At 66.9% G+C, this 23,348-nt stretch carries 11 protein-coding genes; 2 read left to right on the plus strand and 9 right to left on the minus strand.

Annotated features, from left to right (window positions below):
• Positions 1-9 precede the first annotated feature (9 nt).
• From ACQP1T_RS21540 to ACQP1T_RS21570, 7 genes are all read right to left on the minus strand, one after another.
• Positions 10-13,656: an amino acid adenylation domain-containing protein gene (locus tag ACQP1T_RS21540; protein WP_433754842.1), complete on the minus strand. Its 13,647-nt coding sequence runs from the start codon at positions 13,654-13,656 to the stop codon at positions 10-12.
• A 385-nt stretch (positions 13,657-14,041) separates the two neighbouring features.
• Positions 14,042-15,733 carry an apolipoprotein N-acyltransferase gene (gene lnt, locus ACQP1T_RS21545; protein ID WP_433754843.1) on the minus strand — a complete coding sequence of 564 codons (1,692 nt, stop codon included), beginning with the start codon at positions 15,731-15,733 and terminating at the stop codon, positions 14,042-14,044.
• Between the two features lie 330 nt (positions 15,734-16,063).
• Complete coding sequence (locus ACQP1T_RS21550; RefSeq protein ID WP_433754844.1) at positions 16,064-17,656, minus strand: amidohydrolase; 1,593 nt, start codon at positions 17,654-17,656, stop codon at positions 16,064-16,066.
• 27 nt (positions 17,657-17,683) lie between these two features.
• The gene (locus ACQP1T_RS21555) at positions 17,684-17,971 is read right to left on the minus strand and encodes a hypothetical protein (protein ID WP_433754845.1); all 288 of its coding nucleotides are present in this window, start codon (positions 17,969-17,971) and stop codon (positions 17,684-17,686) included.
• Between the two features lie 108 nt (positions 17,972-18,079).
• Complete coding sequence (locus ACQP1T_RS21560; protein WP_433754846.1) at positions 18,080-18,556, minus strand: FxsA family protein; 477 nt, start codon at positions 18,554-18,556, stop codon at positions 18,080-18,082.
• A gap of 84 nt (positions 18,557-18,640) precedes the next feature.
• Entirely contained in the window at positions 18,641-19,300 is a 660-nt protein-coding gene (locus ACQP1T_RS21565; RefSeq protein WP_433754847.1) for a response regulator, read from the minus strand.
• 70 nt (positions 19,301-19,370) lie between these two features.
• Positions 19,371-20,549, minus strand: coding sequence for a sensor histidine kinase (locus tag ACQP1T_RS21570; protein WP_433754848.1), 1,179 nt, complete (start codon positions 20,547-20,549; stop codon positions 19,371-19,373).
• A gap of 55 nt (positions 20,550-20,604) precedes the next feature.
• On the opposite strand from ACQP1T_RS21570, the gene ACQP1T_RS21575 reads away from it, so the two are divergent.
• Positions 20,605-21,372, plus strand: a complete 768-nt coding sequence (locus ACQP1T_RS21575) for a TSUP family transporter (protein WP_433754849.1) — start codon at positions 20,605-20,607, stop codon at positions 21,370-21,372.
• Positions 21,373-21,377: 5 nt separating this feature from the next.
• Here the strand turns inward: ACQP1T_RS21575 and ACQP1T_RS21580 are convergent, their stop codons facing one another.
• Positions 21,378-22,031, minus strand: a complete 654-nt coding sequence (locus tag ACQP1T_RS21580; RefSeq protein ID WP_433754850.1) for a TetR/AcrR family transcriptional regulator — start codon at positions 22,029-22,031, stop codon at positions 21,378-21,380.
• A 76-nt stretch (positions 22,032-22,107) separates the two neighbouring features.
• Positions 22,108-22,431, minus strand: coding sequence for an ArsR/SmtB family transcription factor (locus tag ACQP1T_RS21585; RefSeq protein ID WP_433762299.1), 324 nt, complete (start codon positions 22,429-22,431; stop codon positions 22,108-22,110).
• A gap of 86 nt (positions 22,432-22,517) precedes the next feature.
• Here ACQP1T_RS21585 and ACQP1T_RS21590 point away from each other — a divergent pair, with 86 nt between their 5' ends.
• A complete protein-coding gene (locus tag ACQP1T_RS21590) occupies positions 22,518-23,285 on the plus strand; it encodes a glucose 1-dehydrogenase (protein WP_433754851.1) in 768 nt (255 codons plus the stop codon).
• Positions 23,286-23,348: the final 63 nt, after the last annotated feature.

Below are 23,348 nucleotides of genomic sequence, written 5' to 3' on the forward strand. Positions count from 1 at the left end.
AACGCTCTCTCACGACCGTGCCTCCTGCCCCGGTGCGCCTTCCAGATGTTCGTTGAGCACGGGACCGATGACGGCGAGTGCTTCCGGTGTCGTCATCGCCGAGTGTTTGCAGGGCAGGTCGTGGTTGTGAATGGTGCCGGTGACGAACGGTGCCCATGCCGCGGCGCAGCGGGTCGGGTCGGTGCGGTTGATCTCGTCATCGGCCGCGGTGAAGAAGAGCACGTCACCGTCGAAGGTCCGCGGCCGGAAGCCGTGGGCCAGAACGGTGCCATTGGTGTAGCCCGCGTACAGGCGCTCCAGGTGTTCGACGGTCAGGGCCGCGAACGGTCCGGGACGCGAGCGCAGCAGTTCGGCGGCGTCGCGCAGGTTCATGCGCGGGTCGAGGTCGACGTCATCGGCGGCACTGCCGAATTCGCCGATGATCTCGGCCACCGTGGGGATCGCATGCTCGAGCCATTCGTCGGTGAGCTGGTAGCTGTCCATCATCGACAGCAGCGCGACCTGCTCGCCCGCCTCCTGCAGTTGGACCGCCACCTCGTGCGCGATCAGACCGCCCAGCGACCAGCCGAGCAGATGGTAGGGCCCTTCGGGCTGGATCGACTTGATATGCGCCACATAGTTTTGCGCGGCCTCGCCGATCGAATCGAATCCGTCCTCGCCCGCGACATGCGGTGCCTGCAATCCGTACACCGGACGCTGCGCGGGCAGATGCGCGAGCAGGCCCGAATAGCACCAGGACAGTCCGATCGCGGGATGGATGCAGAACAGCGGAGCCCGGCTCGCGGCGGTGCGGGCCCGGATCGGCAGCACCGGTTCCAGCGTCGCGGCGATGGCCGCGCCGGGGTGCGCGGCTCCGTCCAGCCGGGCCCCGATGGCGGCCGGGGTGGACTCGCCGAACATCAGCTGCACCGGGATATCGATCCCGTTGGCGCGCAGCTCTGCCACGACCTTGGTGGCCAGCAGGGAGTTGCCGCCGAGTTCGAAGAATCCGTCGTCGACACCCACCGTTTCGACGCCGAGCACCGTCGCGAAGGCCGCGCACAGCTGCGCCTCGGTCGGAGTGGTCGGCGCCCGATAGCCTTCGCTCGCGCGGAAGACCGGTTCCGGCAACGCGTTTCGGTCGAGCTTGCCGACCGGGCTGAGCGGAACCTCGTCGATCAGCATGATCGATTGCGGCACCATGTAATTCGGCACCCGCTCGGCGAGATGGTCGATGAGCTCGGCCGTGCTCACCGTTATGCCATCGCAAGGCTTCACATACGACACCAGGGCCGTCGCACCGGCGGGGGTCCGATAACCGATGGTCGTCGAGAACTCGACCTCCTCGTGCCGCGCGAGCGCGGCATCGATCTCGCCGAGTTCGATGCGGAAGCCGCGGATCTTCACCTGATGGTCGGTGCGGCCGAGGTATTCGATTTCGCGAGCCGAGTCGGAGCTGTGCCCGAACCAGCGCACGAGATCGCCGGTGCGATACATCCTTTCGCCCGGCTTGCCGTAGGGATTCGCGATGAACCGCTGCGCGGTCAGCCCCGGCCGGTTCAGATAACCGCGTGCCAGCGCACTACCCGCCAGATGCAGTTCACCGGTCACCCCGACCGGCGCGGGATGCAGCCGCCCATCGAGGATGGTGGCGTTGACGCCGCGGATCGGCTCGCCGATCGTGATCGGCGCGCCCGGTGTCATGGGCTGGGAGATCACCGTGACAATGGTGGTCTCGGTCGGCCCGTACACGTTGTACAGATTGCGACCGGGCGCCCAGCGCGTAACCAGCTCCGGCGGCAGCGCCTCGCCGCCCACCAGCACATGCGCCAGTTCGGTGACGCCGGTCGGATCGACCGTGCCGAGTGCCGAGGTGGTGATGAACGCGTGCGTGATCCCCTCGTCGATGAACACCCTGCCCAGTTCGGCACCGCCGACCACACCCGGTGGCGTGATCACCAGCGTCGCCGCACCACCGAGCGCGAGCAGCAGGTCGAGCATGGCGGCGTCGAAGCTCGGCGTCGCGAAATGCAGGACCCGGCACCCCGGGTGCACCTCGAAGCGCTCCGCGGTCTCCGCGGCGAAGTTCGACAGGCCACCATGGGTGACCACGACGCCCTTGGGTGTGCCGGTCGAGCCGGAGGTGTAGATGACGTAGGCCGGATTGTCCACCCGCAGCGCACTGGTCCGCTCGTCCGGCCCGATCGGCGCATCGGAGGTATCCAGTACTCGCCCACGGAATTCGGCATCGTCGAGCACGATCCACTCGGCATCGCCTGGCATCTGATCGCGGTGTGCGGCCAGTGTGATCCCCAGTGCCGCACCGGAATCGGTGAGCATATGGGAGATCCGCTGCGCCGGATACATCGGATCGACCGGCACGAATGCCGCACCCGCCTTGGCCACCGCGAGCATTGTCGCCACCGATTCGACCGAGCGCGGTATCCCGAGTGCCACCAGCGTTTCCGGGCCGACCCCGCGTACGATGAGCACCCGCGCCAGCCGGTTGGTCCACCGGTCGAGCGCGTCGTAGCTCACCTGGGTGTCGCCAGAGCGCAGCGCGATCGCCTTGCGGTCGAGATTCGCCGCGGTCTCGAACACCTCGGGGAAGGTGACCGGCCGGTCCGCCTCGGCCCCGCGTACCGGGGCCAGCCCGGACCATTCGGCGGGATCGAGCAGCTCCAGATCACCCACGGCGGTGGTCGGATTCGCGGCGACCCCGGCGAGCAGCCGGACCAATCGCTTACCGAGCCGCTGTGCGGTCTCCTCGTCGAACAGATCGCTGGCGTAGTTGACCGACAGCTTGATGCCGCCGGGTTCCCTTGCGCCGGTGTCGGATTCGGTCAGCGTGAACTGCAGATCGAACTTCGCGATCCCGGTGTCGACATCCTCGGACTCGATGCGCAGGCCGGGCAGCTCGAGCACCCGCACCGGATGGCTCTGCACCGAGAGCATTACCTGGAACATCGGGTGATGGGCCTGCGAGCGCACCGGATTCAGCACCTCGACGAGCCGCTCGAACGGCAGGTCGGCATGCGCGAACGCATCCAGATCGGTATCGCGCACGGCGTGCAGCAGGTCGGTGAACCTGGCGTCCGGATCGATCCGGGTACGCAGCACCAACGTGTTGACGAACATGCCGACCATTCGATCCAGCTCGGGGTGGCCGCCGCGCCCGGCGATCGGCGTGCCGACGGTGATGTCGTCGGTCGCGGTCATCCGGTGCAGCAGTACCGCGAGCGCGGCGTGCAGCAACATGAACATGCTGACGTTATTGCTGGTGGCGATCGTGCGCAGTTCCCGATGGGTCAGCGCGTCGATCGGGCACTCGACGATGCCGCCGCGATAGGTCGGCGTGGGCGGGCGCGGCCGGTCCGCGGGCAGGTTCAGCAGCTCCGGAATTCCGTTCAGGGTGTCCCGCCAGTAGTCGAGCTGGCGGTGGATCACCGAATCGGGATCGTCCTCGCTGCCGAGCGTGTCCTGTTGCCAGAGTGTGTAATCCGCGTACTGGATCTCCGAGTCCGGCCAGTCCGGTGTGGTGTCCTCGCATGCGGCCGCATAGGCGGCGGCCACATCGGCGGCCAGCGGTGCCAGCGACCAGCCGTCCATCGCGATGTGGTGGACGACCAGCACCAGGACATGCTCGGTCGATGCCCCCGGTTTCGCGTCGGTGGACCCGTCCTGGTCGACCGTTATCAGCGCGGCCCGCAGCGGCACGGTCGAGGCGAGATCGAATCCCGGCGTCGCGAAATTCTGTACCGCGCTGGGTATTTCGGACGATGGCATACTTGCGACGAGCAGCCTGACGGCCGCATCGGCCGGATCGAGAATCTGCTGCGTCGGCATCCCATCGAACTCCGGGAAGACCGTCCGCAGCGTCTCGTGCCGCTGCTGGACGGCATGCAATGCCCGTTCCAGCGCATCGACATCCAGTTCGCCCCGCAACCGCAGCACCACCGGGATGTTGTAGGCCCCTGCGGCATGACCCGCGCCGTCCCCGTTCTGGTTGAACCGGTTCAGGAACCACAGTCGATACTGTGCCGCCGACAACGGAATCCGCTCCGGCCGATCGCGGCGCACCAGCTCCGCACGGGTGTCCGCACCGGTTCCGGAATCGAGCAGCGTCGCGAGTTCGGCGACCGTCGGTGTGGTGAAGACCGTGCGGACCTCCAGTCGGATATTGGTCGCCGCGGCCAGCCGGGCCACGAGTTGGGTTGCCAGCAGCGAATTTCCGCCGATATCGAAGAAGCTGTCATCGGCGCTCACGCCCTCGACACCGACCAGCTCGCCCATCACCTCGGCGACCAACCGCTCGGAGTCCGTCGAGGGTGCGCGCTGCGCCGTGCGCGCCGTCAGCTGCGGTTCCGGCAGTGCGGCGACATCGAGCTTGCCGGTCGGGGTCAGCGGAATCGCGTCCAGCACCGTGATACTCGCCGGAACCATATGTGCGGGAAGCTGTCCGGCGACGTAAGCGCGCACCGCGTCGATATCCGGTGTGGTGTTGTCGGCGGGGTGGATGAACGAGACGATCCGATCCGCGCCCGCGATATGGCGCACCTCGGTATGCGCGAAACGCACCTGCTCATGTGCGGCGAGCGCATTGGTGATCTCGCCGAGTTCGATGCGGAAGCCGCGCACCTTGACCTGATGGTCACTGCGTCCGAGGTAGACGATCTCGCCCGCGGCATTCCAGCGCACCACGTCGCCACTGCGGTACATACGCGACCCCGGTGGTCCGAATGGGTCGGCGACGAATCGGGTCGCGGTGAGTTCGAACCGGTCGAGATACCCACGGGTGATGCCGAATCCGCCGAGGTACAGGTCGCCGGGTACGCCGACCGGCACCGGGCGCAGCCGCTCGTCGAGTACCAGCGCCCGCGCACCGCGCACCGGGGTGCCGATAGTGATCGGTTCGCCGACCGCCATCGGATCGGAGATGGTGATGACGACGGTGGTCTCGGTCGGCCCGTATCCGTTGAACATCTCCCGTCCCGGGGCCCAGCGGGCCACCAGATCCGGACCGAAGGCCTCGCCGCCCACCATGACCGCGCGCAGGCTCGGCAATGACCACCGTTCCCGATCAATGGTGGCCAGCGCGGCCGGGGTGATGAACGTGTGGGTCACACCTTCGCGCTCGATCAGCGCGGCCAGTTCGTCGCCGCCGTAGATATCCGGTGGGACGATCACCATGGTCGCGCCGGATCCGATCGCCAGCAGCAGATCGAAAATGGCCGCGTCGAAGCTCGGGGAGGAGAAGTGCAGCGTGCGCGAATCCTTATCGATCCGCATCCGCTCGCGGACCTCGTCGCCGAAATTCGACAGTCCGCTGTGCGTGACGGCCACGCCCTTCGGTTTGCCGGTCGAGCCGGAGGTGTAGATCACGTAGGCCAGATCGGCGATCTCGACGGGGCGCAGGCGTTCGTAGTCGTCGACCAGGCAGTCGTCGAATTCGTCCAGTTCCTCGATGAATTCGGGAGCGTCCAGCAGCAGCCAGTCGGTGCCTGCGGTCGCGGGCAGCCGATCGGCGTGCTCGGAAAGCGTGACACCCACCTTGCACCCGGAGTCGACCAGCATATGCCGCACCCGGTCGGCCGGATAGTTCGGATCGACCGGCACGAATGCGGCACCGGACTTGGCGACCGCGAGCATTGTGATGACCGAGTCGACCGAGCGGGTCAGCCCGAGCGCCACTCGGTCACCCGGGCCGAGTCCGCGCTCGATCAGCGCCCGTGCCAACCGATTCGAGCGCGCGTCGACCTCGGTGTAGGTCAGCGAGGTGCCGCTCGCGCGGATCGCGGTGCGTTGCGGATGCATATGCGCGGTGGCGGTGAAGTAAGCGGCCAGGGTGCACTGCGGAGTGGTCGCGCCGCCGGTGGCCGGGGTGAGCTGTCCTCGCTCGAATGCGGTGCGCACGTCGATATCCCGGACCAGCACTTGCGGCGCGGCGGTGACGGCCGCCAACACCGCAAGGAACCGATCGGCCAACGTCTTGACCGTCGACCCATCGAAAAGCTCTGCGGCATACACGAATTCGAAGTCACGCGCCGACGTGTCCGGTCCGGCCTCGCCGGCGCCGGTACCGACGCGCAGCTCCAGATCGAATTTGGCAAGCGCGATATCCAATTCCTCGGCACGCAGCGCGAGGTCGGGCAGTTCGAGCGACGGCACCGGCCCCTCCTGCACCGTCAGCGCCACCTGGAACAGTGGCTGGCGACCGCTGCCGCGCGCATCGCGTCCCAACTCTTTGACGATGCGCTCGAACGGAATATCCGCATGCGACATGGCAGCCAGCTCGTTGTCCCGATCCGCGCGCAGTAGCTTTGCGAATGGAATATCCGGGTCGACGTCCGAGCGCAGCACCAGCGTGTTGACGAACATGCCGACCAGCTCGTCGAGCTTCGTATCGGTGCGCCCCGCGACCGGCGTGCCGATCACGATATCCCGACCGCCGGTAATGAACCGCAGCATGACCGCAAGCGCCGAGCGCAGCACCATGAACATGCTCACGCCCTGTTCACGGGCGAGGTCGGCGAGCGCCCGCCGCATCGGCTCGGGCACGGTGAAGCGCACCGAACCCGCCTCCTGCGTCGGCTCGGCCGGCCGCAGCCGATCGTAGGGCAGCGGCAGTTCGTCGGGCAGATCCGCCAGCGCGGTGCGCCAGTAGGCGAGTTGCTCGCCAGCGAGGCTGTCCGGATCGGCCTCATCACCGAGGTAGGCGCGCTGCCACAGCCCGAAATCGGCGTACTGCACCGGAAGTGGCGTCCAACTGGGTGCGACACCCTCGCGCCGTGCCATATAGGCGGCGGCCAGATCCCGGGTCAGCGGGCCGAGCGACCAGCCGTCGGCGGCGATGTGATGTATCACGATACCGAGCAGGTGATGCCGAGAGTCGGTGCGCAGCAAGCTGATCCGCAGCGGGATGTCCTTGGTGAGATCGAATCCGGTGCGGGCCATGGCCCGCAGTGCCTGCTCTGCCGCGCCCTCATCGGTCGACACCGGTTCGACCACGGGCATGGCCTTGGCGGTCGGCAGCACCAATTGCTGGGCGCCGAGATTGTCCTCCGGGAAGACGGTGCGCAGCACCTCGTGCCGCTCGACCAGATCGGTGAGCGCGGCGCGCAATGCCGCCGCATCCAGATCGCCGTCGATCCGAATGACGAATGCGATGTTGTACGCGCTCGATTCGGGTGAGAATCGATTGAGGAACCACAGTCGCTGCTGGGGCAGCGACAATGGAATGCGTCCCGGACGCGGGGTATGCACAGCCAGCGCCACCCGTTGCGTCCGGGGCGCTTCCGTTATCCGTTCCGCGATACCGGCCACCGTCGGCGCCTCGAAGATCAGCCGCACCGGCAGGTCGACGCCGAATTCCGCGTACAGTGCGGCGGCGAGGCGGGTGGCCAGCAGCGAGTTGCCGCCGACGTCGAAGAAGCTGTCCTCCGCGCCCGTCATCGGATGGCCGAGAGTTTCGCCGAACACCGCCGCGACGCGCTGCTCCAGCAGCGTACTCGGCGCGCGCGAGGAACCCGCGGCCGCGAAAACCGGTGCGGGCAGGGCCTTTCGATCCAGTTTCCCGGCCGGGGTGACGGGCATCTCGTCGAGTACGGCAATCGACGCGGGCACCATGTAACCGGGCAGCCGCTGACGCGCGGTCTCGGTGATATCGGCGGCATCGATCGGTTCGTCCGCGGTCACATAGGCGACCAGGCGGGCCTGGCCGTGTTCGTCGGTGTGCACGACGGTGAGCACAGCGTTCACACCCGGATGGGCGCGCAACACGTGGTCGATTTCGCGCAGTTCGATGCGGAAACCGCGAATCTTGATCTGGTCGTCGGCGCGACCGAGGAAGCGCAGCTGTCCGGTCGGATCCGAGACCACGAGATCGCCGGTGCGGTACATCCTTTCACCGCGCCTACCGTGCGGGTTGGCCGGGAAGCTCTGTGCGGTAAGGCCGTATCGGCCCAGATAGCCGCGGGCCAACCCGGGGCCGGACAGGTAGAGCTCACCCGGGGTGCCCGGTGGCACGGGATGCAGTCGGGCGTCCAGTACGAACAGCCGCATACCGCGCACCGGCATGCCGAGCGGCACCGGCCGGCCCGCCTGCATCGGACCGCTGGCGGTGGCGGCGACGGTAGCCTCGGAAGGCCCGTACATATTGTGGATGCGGTGCTCGGCCGACCACCGTTCGACCAGTTCCTCCGAGCACGCCTCACCGCCGACGATGACGGCCTCGAGCTCGTCGAGCCCCTCCTCCGGCACGGTGGCCAGCGCGGCCGGTGTGATGAAGGCATGGGTGACCCGCTCCGTGCGCAGCAGATCGGCGAGTTCGGTACCGCCGTACATGCCCGCGGGTGCGATGACGATGGTGGCGCCCGCCGCGAACCCGAGCAGTATCTCCAGCACCGACGCGTCGAAGCTGGGCGAGGAGAAGTGCAGCGTACGTGCCGAATCCGTGACACCGAACAGGTGCATTTGCTCCTGTGCCAGCGAGGCGATACCGGCGTGGGTGACGATGACGGCCTTGGGCTTTCCGGTAGAACCCGAGGTGTAGATCAGGTACGCCGGATTTCCGGTCCGCAGCGGGTAGTGGCGGTCCGCATCGGTGATGGGATCGGTCGAGTAGCGGCCGGATTCGGCGGCCAGTTCCTCGGAGCCGAGCACCAGCCAATCGACATAGTGCTTGCGGTGCTTACCGCCCCCGCCGGGCCAAGCTGGCATGGCGGCCAGGGATTCCGGAACGGTGAGCCCGAGCATGGCACCGGAATCGGCGATCATATGTCCGATCCGCTCGGCCGGGTAGCTCGGATCGATCGGCACATATGCCGCACCGGTTTTCGCCACCGCCCAGATGGCCGCGATGGAATCGAGGCTGCGTGGCAAGGCGATCGCCACCACCACCTCGGGTCCGGCACCGTGCTCGATCAGCGTGCGCGCCAGGCGGTTCGACATCTCGTCGAGTTCGCGATAGCTGGTGTCGACGCCCTCGTAGCGCACGGCGGTCGCATCCGGCAACCGCTCGGCGATGTCGGTGAACAGCTGCGCCAAGGTCATCGAGGGCTCGCCCGGCGCACCGGCGATCGGCACGAGTTTCGCGTTCTCGCGCAGGTCCAGAATCTCCAGATCGCCCACCGGGCGATTCGGTTCGACGACGACGGCACTGAGCACGGCGATGAAGCGCCGGGCGAACGATTCGACCGTGCGCTTGTCGAAAACATCGGTGGCATAGCCGAATTCGGCGTGCAGCGGACCATCGGCGATGCCGTCATGCAGTTCCAGCTGCAGATCGAACTTGGCGATATCGGCGGCGATCGGCAGCACCTGCGCCCGCACACGCGGCAGGTCGATGCGCAGATCCGGTGCGCGGTCGTAGGACAGCATCACCTGGAACAGCGGATGCCTGGCGGCGGAGCGCTCCGGGTTGACGAGTTCGACCAGCCGCTCGAACGGCACATCCGCATTGGCGAAGGCATTGAGATCGGTTTCGCGAACCACATCCAGCATCTGGTCGAATCCGGCGGCCGGATCGACCTCGGTCCGCAACACCAGCGTGTTGACGAACATGCCGACGAGATCGTCGAGTGCGGGATCCGAGCGGCCCGCGATCGGGGTACCGATGGCGACATCGGTGCTCGCGCACAGCCGCGCGAGCAGGGCAGCCAGTGCGGCGTGCAGCACCATGAACATGCTGACACCCCGGCTGGCGGCGAGTTCGCCCGCGGCGCGGCGGATCTCGGGCGGGATGGTGAACTCGACCCGGCCGCCGTCGGTCGAGCGGCGCAGTGGGCGCGGACGATCCAGCGGCAGATCGAGCTGGTCCGGCAGGCCGGTGAGGGCCGAGCGCCAGTAGGCGAGCTGGCGGCTGAGCGCACTCGCCGGATCGGTTTCGTCGCCGAGCAGTTCGCGCTGCCACAAGGCGAAATCGGCGTACTGCACCGGCAGCGGGTTCCACTGCGGTGCCATACCGTTCGCCCGCGCGGCTACCGCGGACATCAGATCCTTGGCCAGTGGTGCGATCGACCAACCGTCACCGCAGATGTGGTGCAGCACGATGAGGAATACGTGCCGATCGGGTCCGGTGCTCCACAGCGCTACCCGGATCGGGGCCTGACTGCGCAGATCGAAGCCGTATCCGGCGAACTCCTCGGCGAGTGCGCGCACATCGGCGCCGGTCGCGTCGATCGGATCCAGGGTGAGCGGGATATCGGTGGCCGGATGCACCCGCTGGTACGGACCTTCGGGCGTATCCGGGAAGGTGGTGCGCAGGGATTCGTGCCGTTCGAGCACATCGACGAGCCCGGCACGCAGCGCCACCAGATCGAGGGGTCCGTCGAGCTCGACAGCTAGCGGCATGTTGTAGGCGGCGGCATGTTCGGCGAAGCGGTTCAGGATCCACAGCCGTTGCTGAGCCAGTGACAACGGAATCCGCTGCGGCCGTTGCGCCGGTACCAGCTTCGGCGAGGACGCATCCGGGTTGTGGGTGGCGAAGCGCTCGATCAACGCGGCGATGGTCGAGGCCTCGAACAGGTCGCGGATGGTCAGTCCGGTGCCCAGGGCGGCATTGATCCGCGCGACGGCGCGAGCGGCGATCAGCGAATTGCCGCCGAGATCGAAAAAGCCGTCCTCCACACCGATTCCATCGATGCCGAGAACGTCGGCGAAGATACCGGCGAGTACCCGTTCCACCTCGGTGCGGGGTTCGGCGGTGAGGTGGCCGGTCGGGCGGGCGGCAATGGGTTCGGGCAGTGCCTTGCGGTCGATCTTCCCGTTCGCGCTCAACGGTAGTTCGTCGAGCAACATCAGCACCGAGGGCACCATGTAGCCAGGCAGCGTCCGACGCAATGCGTTCAGCAGCGCGGCACTGTCCAAAGCATCTGAAAAGGCGGGGACAGCGACGACATAGGCGACGAGTTCGTCGCCGGTGCGGCCGTGGTGCGCGACGCAGACCGCGCGGGCGACCCGTTCGTCGGCCAGCAGTGCCGCCTCGATTTCGCCGAGTTCGATGCGCAGTCCGCGGATCTTGACCTGAAAGTCACTGCGGCCCAGGTATTCGAGGACACCCCGACCCGAATCCCCCTGGTGGTCGCCGAGATCCGGATCGCCCTGCCAGCGCGCCAGATCGCCGGTGCGGTACATCCGGGCACCGGGCGTGAACGGGTTGGCCACGAAACGATCAGCGGTCAACCGGGATTGGCCGAGGTAGCCGCGCGCCAGCTGGACGCCCGCGAGATACAACTCGCCGACCACCCCCGGCGGCACCGGCCGCAGCTGTGCGTCCAGGACGTAGGTCTGGGTGTTCCACACCGGCGAGCCGATCGGCACGGTTTCCGGATCGGCCGGGCACGGCCAGTAGGTGACATCGACGGCGGCCTCGGTCGGCCCGTACAGATTGTGCAGCTCCGGACCGTGCAGGGCGGCGTGGAAATCACGAACCGTCGCCGCCGGCAACGCTTCACCGCTGCAGAACACCCGGCGCAGCGTGGTGCAGCCGCGCACGTCGGTGTCGGTGACGAACACCGAAAGCATGGACGGCACGAAATGTGCGACGGTAATGGACTTTTCGGCGATTGTCCGGGCCAGGTAGCCGGGATCGCGATGACCGTCGGGCGTCGCGACGACCAGTCGCGCGCCGATCTGCAAGGGCCAGAAGAATTCCCAGACCGAGACGTCGAAGGTGGCCGGGGTCTTCTGCAGCACCGCGTCGGTGGCATCGAGCGGATATTCGTGCTGCATCCAGCGCAGCCGGTTGACGATCGCGGCGTGGGTTACGCCGACGCCCTTGGGTTTCCCGGTCGAACCGGAGGTGAAGATCACGTACGCGAGGTGATCGGCACGCAGCGGGGTGCGCCGGTCGGTGTCAGTGATCGGGCGGGTATCGAAACCCGCGAGGTCGACGGTATCGATCGCCACCGCGTCCGCACCCGCCGGCAGCGCGAGTTCGTCTCGGGCCGCGGTCAATACGCAGACCGGATCGGCCTGTGCGAGGATCTGTTCGATCCGCTCCACGGGGTGATCCGAATCCAGTGGCAGGTACGCCGCGCCCGACTTGATGATCGCGTACATGCCGACGATCAGCTCGAGGCTGCGCCGCAGGTACAGGCCCACCACCTTTTCCGGGCCCGCGCCGCGCGCGATGAGCAGTCGAGCCAACCGATTGGCACGCTCCTCGAGTTCGCGGTAAGTCATTGTCTCGTCACCGAATTCGAGCGCGACCGCATCGGGGCAGATCATCGCGCGATCGGTGAACAGGCCGGACAGGGTGCCCTGCTGCGGCGCGGTCTCGGTGGCGTTCCAGGTGCGCAGGACGCGCTCGCGCTCGTCATCGGTGATGGCGACGAGACTCTCGGCGCGCGTATCGGGTTCGGCGGCGAGAAATCGGGTCAGGAAGTCCAGGAACCGGGTGTGGTGCGCGGTGACCTCGGACTCCGCGTAGAGCCGCGGATTGGCCTCGAAGTCGACATGGATGCGACCGCCCTCGCCGTTGTACAGATTGATGGACAGGTCCTCGACCGGGCCGGTGGCCAGCACATGCAGCGAGCCGAGCAGACTGCCGAACTTCAGCTCGTCGTGGAACAACATGATGTTGACCATCGGACCGAAGAACCCGCGCGCATCGCGGGAGTAGCCGCAATCGCGACGGATGTCGTCGTGCCGGTAGCGCTGGTGCCGCAGCGCGCCGGTGATCTGCAATTCGGCGGTGCGAACCACATCGCGCACGGTGGTATCGGCATCGAAACGCACCCGGATCGGCACCACATTCGAGACCACGCCGGCGGAGCGGCGCAGCGCGACCGTGGTCCGCGCCGAGACCGGCAGACTCAGCACCACGTCGGGATTGCCGGTCACCGACCGGACATAGGCGGCCAGTGCGGCGACGAACATGGTCGAGCTGTGCGTCTCGAGTTCGGCGGTGGCCGCGGTCATGGCGGACTCGGCGCGCGGGTCGAGGACCGCGCAAGCACGCCGCCGCCCCGCGTCGGGGGCGGCGGTGAGGCCGTTCACGTTGGACAGAGTCATCGGTCCACCCGCACCCGCTAATTGCTCGAGCCAATAGTCACGGTCGTTGCGGAACCGGCTGGAGTCGCGGTATGTGGATTCGTCCGCATAGATTTTGGCCAGGGGTGTGGCACGGGACGGCTCGGGTTCGGTGCGGTTCTCCACCGCCGTATAGATCTCCGCGGTGCGGGTCAGCGCGTTCATCGCGCCGTAGCCGTCGATCACGATGTGATGGCCGCGCGCATACCAGATGTAGTCGGATTCACCGGTCCGCAGCACTATGTTCGTGGTCAGCGGATCGCGCTCGAAATCGATCGGTGAGCTGGCGTGCTCGTTCATCCAGCGCAGTGCGGCAGCGTGCGGATCGGGCTCGCCGCGCATATCGATCCTGCCCCAGCCGGGGCGGCGGGAGTGGTCGATCACCTGATGTGGAATACCGTCGATCTCGATCAGCCGCACATGTCCGACCTGCGTTTCGACACCGAACCGTTCGATGGAGTACAGCAAGCGTCCGACGTCCAGGTCTCCGTGGATCTCGACATACTGCGCAATGGTCAGCGGGACATCCGGGCGGATACGTTGGGCGTACCAGAGGGCTGTTTGCGCTGGCGACAGTGCGAATGGTTGTGCCGAGAATTCACCGGAAGAGCATTGGTCGACGCGATCCGTGGCCAATGACTTCATCAATCACTCCTTCTGCCGCTGTTGATGCACAACTCCCCGAGCACCGCCACCGCAGGCGCGCACGCGCCAGCCGTAGGACGTGATCCACGCCCATAGATTCGGAGCATCGAATGCAGCGGATGGCCAGCGTTGCGGATTTGTTTCACTTCGAACGATGTTGGCAGCAAGGCACTTTCACGAGCTACATTCCCGCAAACTCTCCACATTTGCGGTTTGAGCGGCATAAACACCGGAAAACGACGACTTACGCCAGCTTAAGATGCAAGCTGGCGAACTGCACGCTAACGCTCGGAGCGGACCGAAAGACGGTTTCGAGGCCCCGAAACATACCGACTGTTTGGTTAGGGAAAAGCCCTATTCATCGCGCTCAACCGATCTCGCGAGCTCAGCCGACCGGCTGGTCCATGGTGGCCTGGTCGTTCGCTAACTTGCCGCGGGCATTTCGCCGCCGGATAACTGCCACCACGACGGCAGCAGCGGAAAGGATAACCGAGACAAGCTCCGGAATGGCGCCGAATCGGGTCGCGAGTGTTGTGTCGCTGCGCAGCGGCAGTTCGGTGACCAGCGCGGCGGGGACGAACTCGGGTGTCTGCTGCTGGACTGCACCGTCCGCGGTGATGATGGCGCTGACACCGGACGTCGCGGCGACCACGAGGGCGCGGCCGTGTTCGACCGCGCGGACCCGGGACATGGCCAGCTGCTGGTAGGTCATCTCGCTGTCGCCGAAGGTGGCGTTATTGGTGGGCACGGTCAGCAATTGCGCGCCCGCGTGCATGGAATCGCGGAAGGCGCGGTCGAAGGCGACCTCATAGCAGGTCGCGACGCCGATATCTATGCCGCCTTCGGAGCGACTGCTTGCCGGTCGCTCGAAAGGATCGGCGCGGACGGTGCCGTCGCCGTGGCCCGGGACGAAGTATCCGGCACGGTCGGCGTATTCGGAGAACAAGCGGAAGAAGCCGCGCATGGGCAGGTATTCGCCGAATGGCTGGATGATCTTCTTGTCGTGCCGCTCCCCCGGCCCGGCCGCACCGTTCCAGACGATGACCGAGTTCGTCGTCGTGCGATCACCGTTCAGCAACACCGCACCGACCAGGATCGGCGCGCCGATCTGCTCGGACGCCTCGGTGATCACCGCGGCCGCGTCGGCATTGCGCAGCGGGTCGATATCTGATGAGTTCTCCGGCCAGATCACGACGTCCGGTTTGCGCGCCGTTCCCTGCGCGACCGCTCGAGCCAATTCCTCGGTGCGCCGGACATGGTTGTCCAGTACGGCGCGTCGCTGGGCATTGAAGTCCAGCCCGAGCCGCGGCACGCTGCCCTGGATGGCGGCCACAGTAATCGTCCGGTCGCCCTCCTCGGGGCCGGGCAGGGCGGTCCGGAGGAGCGCTCCGGTAGTCGGGATGATAACGAGCGCCGCCGCCGCGGCGATAAAGCCAACGCGGGTCGTCGTGGTAGTACGGCCCGGCTCGGCGGCCGACGGATCATCCGTCGGCGTGACCGCCACGTGAGTCCACAAGCACACGAGCAGTGCCGCCGCCGCGGTTGCGGTGAGCGCCACCGCGAATCCGATGAGCGGCGCTCCCCCGACCGTCGCCAGCGACAGATACCAGCCGTCGGCCTGCCCGAACGCCAAACGCCCCCAAGGGAATCCGCTGAACGGAAAGCTCGACCGCAGCCACTCGGTGGCCGTCCATGTCAACGCCACCCACACCGGCCACCCCGGCAGCGAAAACAACAACCGCGCCAGAAGCCCGAATAGTCCTATATATAGGGAACACACCGTCGACAGGGCCAGCCACGGCACCGGCCCCACGTATATGCCGGTCCACGGCAACAGCGGCACGAAAAACCCGAGCCCCGCCAGGAACCCGTACCCGAACCCCGCACGCAACCGCGCGGCGCCGCGCACGGTCAGCGTCAGCACCACGATCCCGATCGGCGCGAGGAACCAGAACGGCCGCGGCGGAAAGCTCCCGAAAATCAGCAGGCCCGCGAGCACCGCCGCCACCGACCGGCTCGCTACCGGATAGCGCCCGAGCGCGGCCGTCACCCGCTGCAGGCCCGCGCCGACACTCATCGGCTTTCCCCTTTGGGCGCACACCCGGTCGACGAATTCGGATCCGCTCCGACCACATCGAGCACGCGAACACCGACCATCGACGACCTCGGTGCGCCACACAGACCAGACCGCTTGTGTCTACGCATCAGCACGGACCCGCCCCGTCCACGCAGGTACAGGCATGCGTGGCCGGTCGGCACACGCGCTACCGACGGTTCGCCCGGCGCGTCATTCGGGTGCGGCACCGCCCTCAACCCACCGCGGGATCGAGGCTGCACGACCATTTTCGTCGCGAATTCGGCGGTGTGGCGCCAGAAATGCGACTGTGGGCCGGAAATTCGGGGTGTTTCAGGCCTCATGGATGGTGACTCCGCGGTGGACGGTACGCAGGCAGGTGGGCAGGGCTGCGTCGGGGTCGAGCGGGGGCAGGCCGGGGACTCGGGAGCGCGGATCGGTGGACCAGCGTTGCACAGTGTCAGCGGCTGCGGCCACGACCAGGTCGGCGGCGTCCCAGATCGCGTAGGAGGCAGGAGCTCCCGGGACCAAGGTGCCTGCCACGCCGTCGCGGACGCCGCCCGCGCGCCAGGCACCGCGGGTCGCGGCGGCGAACGCGGCACGGGGTGAAAGGCCGTGGCCGGGGGTGCGGTGGTTGACTGCCGCGCGGACCGCCGACCAGGGATCCAGTGCGGTAACCGGTGCGTCCGAGCCGATGGCGAGGGCGATGCCAGCCGCGGCCATGGCCGCGAAGGGATTCAGCGTGGCGGCGCGTTCGGCGCCGAGGCGGGTGGCGTACATGCCGTCCGGACCGCCCCAGGTCGCGTCGAAACCTGGTTGGACACTGGCGATTACGCCCCAGGAGGCCAGTTTCGCGATCTGATCGGCATCGAGCATCTCGGCATGCTCGACGCGGTGCGCGCGGGATGCGACGGCCGGGCCGCCGAGTTCGTCGACCACCTGTCCGAATCCGGCGACGACAGCATCCATCGCGGCATCGCCGATGACGTGGAAGCCGGCTTGGATGCCCGCCTCGGTGCAGGCGCGCACATGCGCGGCGATCGTGTCGGCGTCGAGGTAGCCGAGACCGGTTCCGGCGTCATCGGCATAAGGCGCGCGCAGCCGGGCGCTGCGCGAGCCGATCGAACCGTCCACGAACAGATCGCCGCCGAGCGCGTGCACCCCGAGTTCGGCGACCAGCGCCCGCGCCTCATCCGCGCTGCGCACCGCCTCACCCCAGTAGGCCCGAACCTGCACACCGTGCTCGAGTTCGAGTAGTTCACGAATGTCGGTGCGCCCGGCGATCTCCGGTCCCCCGCATTCGTGCACGGCCACGACGCCGTGCGCGGCCGCCGTGTCCAGCGCCGCCTTGCGCGCCCGATCCCGTTGTGCGCGATCCAAATCCGAGAGAACCGCGGTGCGCACCAGATGGTGCGCGTCGGCGCGCAGGGGCGCACCGCGGGTGAATCCCGCCGCGGCGGTGACTGCCGCAGTCAACAACGCCGACGACACCACCGCCGAATGCGCGTCCACCCGTGACAGATACACCTGTCGGCCCGGCCGCACCGCCGCATCGATTTCCTCCACCGTCGGCGGCCGTCCCTCCGGCCATCCGGTCTCGTCCCAGCCGTCGCCGAGAATCACGCCGTCGGGATGTGACGCCGCGAACGCGCGCAACAGTTCCAGGCAGTGTTCGAGTGAACGCGCCGTCGACAGATCGAGTCCGGTCAGCTTCAGGCCCAACGCCGTCACGTGCACGTGCGGATCGACGAACGCCGGTGCCACGAAAGCACCGTCGAGGTCGATGATCTCCGCATTCGGATGCAGTGCGCGCCCCGGTTGCTCGGCGCCGAGCCACACCACAGTGCCGTCGGTCACGGCCATCGCCGTCGCGTCGGGTGAACTCGAGCTGTAGAAACGACCGCCGATCAGCAACTGGGTACTCACGAGACACCAGTCTGCCGTATGGGCGTTTCAGTCTGTCGAGTCGGACAGTCTCCGCTCCGTGGCGCCTGCGTGCAGGTCACTCGAAATGGTCGGCGGCGAAACGTCCGCGGGTTGTGCGAGCACCGCCATGACCTCCGCATATCTTGGCAGCGCGGCGCCGGGCGCGGCCCGCATACCGGCCTCCACCGCGATCAGTTCCAGCCGCAATGCCGCAGCCGTGAATCCGGAAATCGACTGTCCCGCAGCCGCCGCGGCCTGTCGCACCGCCGCTGCCAGCTCCTCACTCACCGTGACGGTGAGCTCTTCGGTCGCCATCCGGCCACCCTAGTCCTTTGATCCGTCTCACGAAATGGGCACGAGGGTGATAGTCGGCATGGTTTATGGAAGCGAGAATCCGATCAGCCGCGGACCTGCACGCAGTCCCTACGGGAGAGCGGGGCGAGTCGAGGGGCGAGGGTCGTCGTACCACTCGGTGACTACCACCCCGTCGACCACATCATCACCGTCGATGATCACCCCGCGATATGGCATCGCCGCAGCCAAGCGGCTGAACCGGCGCGCGGCGAACGCGGCCACCAGCGGACGGACCAGGAAGCGGGTCGGCGGGAGCAGCAGGAGCAGCCCGAAGAACGAGGTGACCAGGCCCGGGATGAACATCAGGAACCCGCCCGCGGCGACGAGCGCGCCGTCCGCGACCGCGGTGCCCGGATTGATCTCCCCGCGTCCGGCGCGTCGGAACTGTTCGAAGACGCGACGACCTTGTGAGCCGATGAGCAGCATGCCCGCGGCCGAACCGGCGATGAGCAGCAGGATGGTCGGCATCACACCGATGAGGTGACCGACGCCGATCAGCGCGGCGATCTCGACGATGACGTAGAGCACGAACAGTACGGCGGGCATGGCGATCCTTTCGGACGATCTACCCGGTTCAACGTCGCGCGGCCCGATTTTTCTCCCGATCCAGCCTGATAGCTGGCTGAGATCTCACCCGCCCGGTCGCACCAATCCGGTCTCGTAGGCCAGCACGACAGCTTGAACCCGGTCGCGCAGACCGAGTTTCGTCAGCACCCGGCCGACGTGCGTCTTGACGGTGGCCTCGGAAAGGTATAACTGCTGGGCGATCTCGGCGTTGGACCGCCCCGCCGCGATCTGCTCCAGCACCTCGCGTTCCCGCGCGGTCAGCACCTCGAGTACCGTCGGATCCCGCATACCGCCCGGGTCGTCGGCGATGAGCCGGTCCAGCAGCCGCTTGGTCACCTTCGGCGACACCACCGCATCACCGCCCGCGACACTCCGAATCGCCGAGACCAAATCCTCCGGCGGTGTGTCCTTCAACAGGAATCCGCTCGCGCCCGCCCGCAACGCACCCAAGGCATGTTCGTCGAGATCGAAGGTCGTCATGACCAGCACCTTGCAGCCGTCACCGGCCTCGACGATGCGCTGCGTGGCCGATACCCCGTCGACGACCGGCATCCGCACATCCATCAGCACCACATCCGGCCGCAACTCCTTGGCCCGCGATATCGCGGCGGCCCCGTTCTCGGCCTCCCCGATCACCTCGATGTCGGGATGCGCACCGAGCACCATCTTCAACCCCATGCGCATGAGTTCCTGATCATCGACAACGAGAACGGTAATCGGCACGTCCCTAATCTATCGGCCTCGTCCAGCGTGTTTCGCGCACTGTGCGCGGGACCCCGAAACAGGCCTGCCGCTAACCGCTTTCGTTGCCGCGCACCAGCGGGATGGTCGCGTGCACCCGCCACGCGCCGTCGGATGTGCGACCCGCTTCCAGCGTGCCACCGAGTACGGCGATGCGTTCGCGCATGCCGACCAATCCCATACCACCGCCGACGATCGGGCTCGCGGCCTGCTCATGCACCGGAACCCCGCCGGTATCGCTGACTTCGATGACCACATCGGTTTCGCGGCGCTGCACTTGCACCCAGGCCTTCGGATGCGAGCCCGCGTGCCGAAGCGTGTTGGTCAGCGATTCCGTCACGATGCGATGCATGCCGAGACTCACCTCGGGGGCGATATCGTCGAGCTCCCCGGTCATTTCGAGTTCCACCGCGAGTCCGGTATCGCGCATCATCTCGACCACCTTCGCCAGACCCGCGGTTCCGTGCTGCGGCAACTGGTCCGGGGCGTGTTCGATGCGCAGCAGCGCGACGGTTCGCCGCAATTCCCGCAGGGCCTCGCGACCGGTGCTCGCGATCGTGGTCAACGCCCGCTCGGCTGCATCCGGATCGCGGCGCAGTGCGTACTTCGCCCCGTCGGCCTGCACGATGATCACACTCACCGCATGGGCGACAACATCGTGCAGTTCGCGGGCGATGCGGGTGCGTTCGGCGGCGACGGCATCGTGCGCGCGGCGTTCCCGGTCGTAGTCGGCGACCGCGAGCCGCGCCTCCACCTCTTGGTCGTAAGCGTGCCTGGCACCGATGAACTCGGCCAGTGTCCAGCACAGCGCGTAGAACATCGCGGTGAAGATCAGATCCGAACCGGCTGGCTTGTGTATCAGGAGAAATGAGCTGGTGCAGTCGGCGATCAGGCCGAGGGCGTACCAAAGCGCTTCCTTGCGACCGACATACGCGACCAGTGTGTACAGCATGATGCCGAGCCCGAACAACGCGATGTGGTCGGCGTTGTCGTCGGACGCGTAGCTCACCACAGTCGAGGCGATCGAGAGTCCGAGCATCGCGGCCGCCATCGCCCGCGGGTACCGCCGCCGAAACGCCACCGGAACCGGCAGCAGCACGCCGATTCCCAGATATGCCAGCTTGCTATCGGAATTGCTCACCCCGAGAATCTCGAGCAGCATCAGTGCGGCGGCCAGTATCGAATCCGAGATGAGGGGCTTGCCGCGAAGCCACAGACTGAACCGACGCACGAACATCAGCCTAGGTGCGGACCGGCACGATCCAACCATCTGGTTGGCTGGTCGGGTGGATTTTGCAGACTGGGCGGCCTTACTAACGGCCGCGACCGCCGCGGGCTGGGTCGATGCCGTGGTCGGCGGCGGCGGATTGATCATTCTCCCGACACTGTTCCTGGTCGCACCGGGCATCGCCCCACAGACGGCACTCGGCACCAATAAGCTCGCCGCGGTCACGGGCACCGGCGCCTCGGTCATGACATTCGCGCGCAAAGTTCCCATCCAGTGGCGCACGCTGCTACCAGCGGCGGCGATCGCGGCGGTCACCGCGGCGACCGGCGCGGCGGCGGTATCCCTCATCGATCGCGACCTGTTCATCCCGATCGTGATGGTGGTGCTGGTCGGCGTCGCCGTCTTCGTCACGCTGCGCCCGTCGATCGGCATCACCCTGGCCACGCACCCACCGACCCGGCGCAAGTTCGTCCTCGTGATCGCCTTGGCCGCCGGGCTGATCGGGTTCTACGACGGGCTGCTCGGCCCCGGCACCGGCACCTTCCTGATCATTACCTTCGCCACCCTGCTCGGCACCGAATTCGTGCGCGCGGCCGCGATGGCGAAGGTGATCAACTGCGGGTCCAATTTCGGTGCGCTGATCTTCTTCGGCGTCACCGGCCACATCATGTTCGCGCTGGGCGCGGCGATGGCGGTCGGCAATGTGGCGGGCGCGATCATCGGCTCGCACATGGCATTGCGCAAGGGCGCGGAGTTCGTGCGCGTGGTACTGCTGGTGGTCGTCATCGGCATGGTGATCCGTTTGGGCTGGCAGCAATTCGGCTGAGCCGATCAGTGCATGGGCCCGACATGCATCTTGGTATTCGAGGCAAGCCAGGGCTGCAGCACCCGTGAGGTCGTTTCGTGGATCTGGCGGTGCAGCCGCTCGCCGTCCACTCCGGCTACCGGACTTTGAAACAGCACCGTCAGTGCACCGGAGACCGCGCCGACCACGGCACCGACCAGGGCAGCGGCCCCGACCTCGTCCAATTCGGCGGGAAATGCCATATGCAACTGCCGCGCGATCTCGCGCTGCGCGACCAGCTGCGCATGCGCGGCGCGCCCGCTCACCGCGGGCACGGTACGCGAAACCTGTGCGCGCAGCGCGGCAACGCGCGCACTCAGATCATCGACGAGATGTTCACCCGGATTGTCGCCAGCCGCCCGCAACGCGCGCAGCAGCACCTCCACCGGCCGCTCGCCGGGCCGACGACTCGCGATGGCCGCCACCGCGGCACGCACCCGTTCGTCCTGTTCCGGAAAGAGCAATTCTTCCTTGCTGGCAAAGTAGTTGAAGAAGGTCCGGGTGCCGACCTCGGCCGCAGCGGCGATATCGGCCACCGTGGTTTCCTCATAGCCTCTGTTCTCGAAAAGTTCGACGGCGGCCTCGAGCAGGGCACGGCGGGTACGTTCTCGCTTGCGATCGCGGAGGGCGGATGGCGGCACGCGGGCACAGTACGGCATAACCCGACTTGGGTACGGTAACCACGACTTTCGCGCGCGCCATGCTGCCAAACCGTGATCAAATTCGAGTCGTGTCCGATTGATCCCCGCGGGCCGCGTCGATCACCGAATCCAGCAAACCCGGAAACCGGGCGTCGAGGTCGTCGCGGCGCAACGACTGCAAGGTTTCCCGTCCGGACGGCCGCTGCCAGATGATCCCCGCATCGCGCAGCACCCGATAGTGGTGTGTCAGATTCGATTTCGGCACACCATCCACGATCGAGCCGCAGGTGTGCTCCGCGCCATCCGCCAGCACGCGAACGATCTGTAGCCGCAATGGATTTCCCAGTGCTGCGAACACATTCGCCAGTTCGATCCGATCCCGGTCGGGATGTGGCGTCATCACGCGGACCAGATTACTCGATTGTTGACATACAGTCGAACTGTTCATATGTTCTTGAACTATCCAACTGTATGAGAGGTCGTGCCATGCCGAGCAATTCCCGATTCGACGACAAGATCGCGTTGATCACCGGCGGAACCAGCGGTATGGGGTTGGCCACCGCGCGCAGGTTGCTCGACGAGGGCGGGCGGGTTGTGATCACCGGGCGGGACAAGTCCCGTCTCGATGCCGCGATCGACGAGCTGAACGGCGGCGATCGCATCCTCGGAATACCCGGCGACGCAGCGAATCTCGCCGATCTGGAGACATTGACGACCGCGATCCGGGACCGTCACGGACGCTTGGACGTGGTTTTCGCCAATGCGGGCGTCGGCGCGTTCCAGGCGGTCGCCGATGTCACCGTGGCCGAGTTCTACCGGGTCGTCGATATCAATTTCAAGGCCGCGTTCTTCACCATCCAGCAGACCCTTCCGCTGTTGTCCGATGGCGGCGCGATCGTGATCAACGCGTCATTCGCACTGCATCGGGGCGGGCCCGGCGCGGCGCTCTACTCAGCGACCAAAGCGGCGGTGCACAACCTGGCCCGGACACTGGCTGCCGAACTGGCTCCCAGGCGAATCCGGGTCAACTCGGTGAGTCCGGGCTACACCGGGACTCCCGCGTTCTATGCCGAAGCGTCGCCGGCGGTACAGGCAGCCGCCATCTCTACAGTCGCTGCCGGGCGCATCGGAACCTCGGAAGATGTCGCCGCCGCGGTCGCCTTTCTCGCCTCCGACGAGGCGTCCTACATCAATGGCCAGGACCTGCTCATCGATGGCGGCCTGGTCGCCGCGACCCCGGCGGCCATGGTCTAGAACTGCGCCGCTGGGCATTTCGTGCGGCATTGCGGTCTATGCATGTCCGCAAGGTCTGCGGCA

The organism is Nocardia sp. CA-135398 (genome assembly GCF_050955845.1).
Classification (GTDB): domain Bacteria; phylum Actinomycetota; class Actinomycetes; order Mycobacteriales; family Mycobacteriaceae; genus Nocardia.